A 2531-nucleotide genomic window follows, 5' to 3' on the forward strand; every position below is an offset into this window, starting at 1 on the left:
TTCTCATCGCCGAGGACGAAGCACTCATTCGCATGGACCTCGCCGAGATGCTCCGCGAGGAGGGCTACGAGGTGGTGGGGGAGGCCGGCGACGGCCAGGAGGCGGTGGACCTCGCCGAGAGTCTCAGACCCGACCTGGTGATCATGGACGTGAAGATGCCGCGCCGGGACGGCATCGACGCGGCCGCGGAGATCGCGTCGAAGCGCATCGCGCCGATCTTGGTGCTGACCGCCTTCTCGCAGCGGGAACTCGTCGAGCGCGCGCGTGATGCCGGTGCGATGGCATATCTGGTGAAGCCGTTCTCGATCACGGACCTGATTCCTGCGATCGAGTTGGCGGTCAGTCGATTCGGTGAGATGGCGGCGTTGGAGCTGGAAGTCGCGACGTTGTCCGACCGGCTCGAGACGCGCAAACTCGTCGAACGCGCAAAGGGTTTGCTCCAGACCAAGCAGAAGATGTCTGAGCCCGAGGCCTTCAAATGGATTCAGCGCGCGGCCATGGATCGCCGCACCACGATGCGGCGCGTCGCGGAAGTCGTTCTCGAGACCCTGGACACGCCGGAGACGTAACAACTGCGTTTCCTGACGCGCAGTTTCACGCAATTGCACAGCCAACGGCCAGTCGGCATTCCTCAACATCACGCACCACGGCGATGTGTTGGCTATGTTCTACCCGAAGCATCGGCGGCCAGGGCGACGTGAACTGTCTCATCGGTGCCGATAAAACTCTGACTCGGAGGTGAAACGTGCGAGGTCGCGTGGCACGTAGTGCAATTGCTCTCGGTGGCGCGGGCTTGGTCGTGTTCGGCATAGCCGGGTGCAATCAGTCCGCCCCCCAGGACAACAAGTCGCAAGCCGACTTGAAGATCGTCCAGCAGGTGCAGATCGACGAGAACGGCGCCGAAGTCAAGACCGCGGAAGGCGCCGCACCCGCCGACCCCGCCGGTGATGGCAAGGCGACGTGCCCCCCCGTGTCGATCGCGATGGCGGGCGCCCTTACCGGCGCCGACGCCGCACTCGGCATCAACATCAAGAACGGCGTGCAGCTCGCCATCGACACGCACAATGCCGCCAACCCCGGCTGCCAGGTGCAGCTGAAGCCGTTCGACACCGAGGGTGACCCGCAGAAGGCGACGGCCATCGCCCCGCAGATCGTCGACGACCAATACACCATCGGGCTCGTCGGCCCGGCGTTCTCCGGCGAGACCAAGGCCACCGGGACGGTGTTCGACCAGGCCGGCCTGGTCTCCACCACCGCCTCGGCCACGAACGTGACGTTGAGTGAGAACGGGTGGAAGACGTTCTTCCGCGGTCTCGCCAATGACGGCGTGCAGGGCCCGTCCGTGGCCAACTACCTGAAGAACACGCTCAACTTCAAGAAGATCTGCGTCGTCGACGACAGCACCGACTACGGCCTCGGCCTGGCGCAGGCCATGCGTCAGACGTTGGGGCCGGTCGCGGACTCCGCCTGCAACATCTCGGTGAAGAAGGGCGACAAGGACTTCTCGGCAGCCGTGACGCAGATCAAGGGTGTCAATCCCGACGCGCTGTTCTACAGCGGTTACTACTCGGAAGCGGCGCCGCTCGTCCAGCAGCTCAAGGACGGCGGGGTGACGGCGACGTTCGTCAGCGCGGACGGCACCAAGGACCCCGAGTTCGTCAAGCAGGCGGGCGAGGCATCCAAGGACGCACTCCTGTCCTGCCCGTGCGGCCCGGCCACCGGGGCGTTCGCCGATGAGTACACCAAGAAGTTCGGCCAGGAGCCGGGCACCTACAGCACCGAGGGCTACGACCTCGGCACCATCCTGCTGAAGGGCATCGACTCCGGCGCGATCACCCGCCCGGCACTGCTGGACTTCGTCAAGAACTACGACGGCCAGGGTGTGGCTCGTAAGTACCAGTGGACGGACAAGGGTGAGCTCACCACTACCCTCATCTGGATCTACAAGGTTCAGTAACCGCTGAGACGAGGCGCGTCCGGGCCCACTAGGTTCGGGCGCGCCTCGTATCCATTTTCCCCGCAAGGAGCCGCCGCCGGTGTTATTGGCCGCCAACATCAACTTCAACGTCGATAGCCTGCTGAACGGCTTCTGGCAGTTGACGATCGACGGTCTGTCGTGGGGCGCGATCTACGCACTGGTGGCCGTCGGCTACACACTGGTGTTCGGCGTGCTGCGGCTGATCAACTTCGCCCACTCCGAGATCTTCATGCTCGGCATGTTCGGCGCCTACTTCTGTCTCGACATGATCCTGGGCTTCAATCCGAGCGGGAACGCCTACGGCAAGGGCATCGCACTGACGATCCTGTATCTCGGGATTGCGATGCTCTTCGCGATGCTGGTGTCGGGATCGGCGGCCGTCGGCCTGGAGTTCATCGCCTACCGGCCGCTGCGGCGCCGGAACGCACGGCCGCTCACGTTCCTGATCACCGCCATCGGAATGTCATTCGTGCTGCAGGAATTCGTGCACTTCATCCTGCCGCACATCATCAAGGGGTACGGCGGGTCCAATGCCCAGCAGCCGATCATCCTG

General features: G+C 64.1%; 3 protein-coding genes. All 3 read left to right on the top strand.

What is annotated here, in order from left to right; translation table 11 throughout:
- Positions 1-569 (top strand): two-component system response regulator PdtaR (locus tag QOI01_RS22845; protein WP_526384986.1); only part of this gene is annotated, 569 nt, incomplete at its 5' end.
- Between the two features lie 176 nt (positions 570-745).
- Positions 746-1957, top strand: a complete 1212-nt coding sequence (locus tag QOI01_RS22850; RefSeq protein ID WP_526384988.1) for a branched-chain amino acid ABC transporter substrate-binding protein — start codon at positions 746-748, stop codon at positions 1955-1957.
- 79 nt (positions 1958-2036) lie between these two features.
- The coding region (locus QOI01_RS22855; RefSeq protein ID WP_526384990.1) for a branched-chain amino acid ABC transporter permease at positions 2037-2531 on the top strand (495 nt) is incomplete at its 3' end.

Origin of the sequence: Mycobacterium sp. (assembly GCF_032162605.1) — a bacterium.
Classification (GTDB): Bacteria; Actinomycetota; Actinomycetes; order Mycobacteriales; family Mycobacteriaceae; genus Mycobacterium.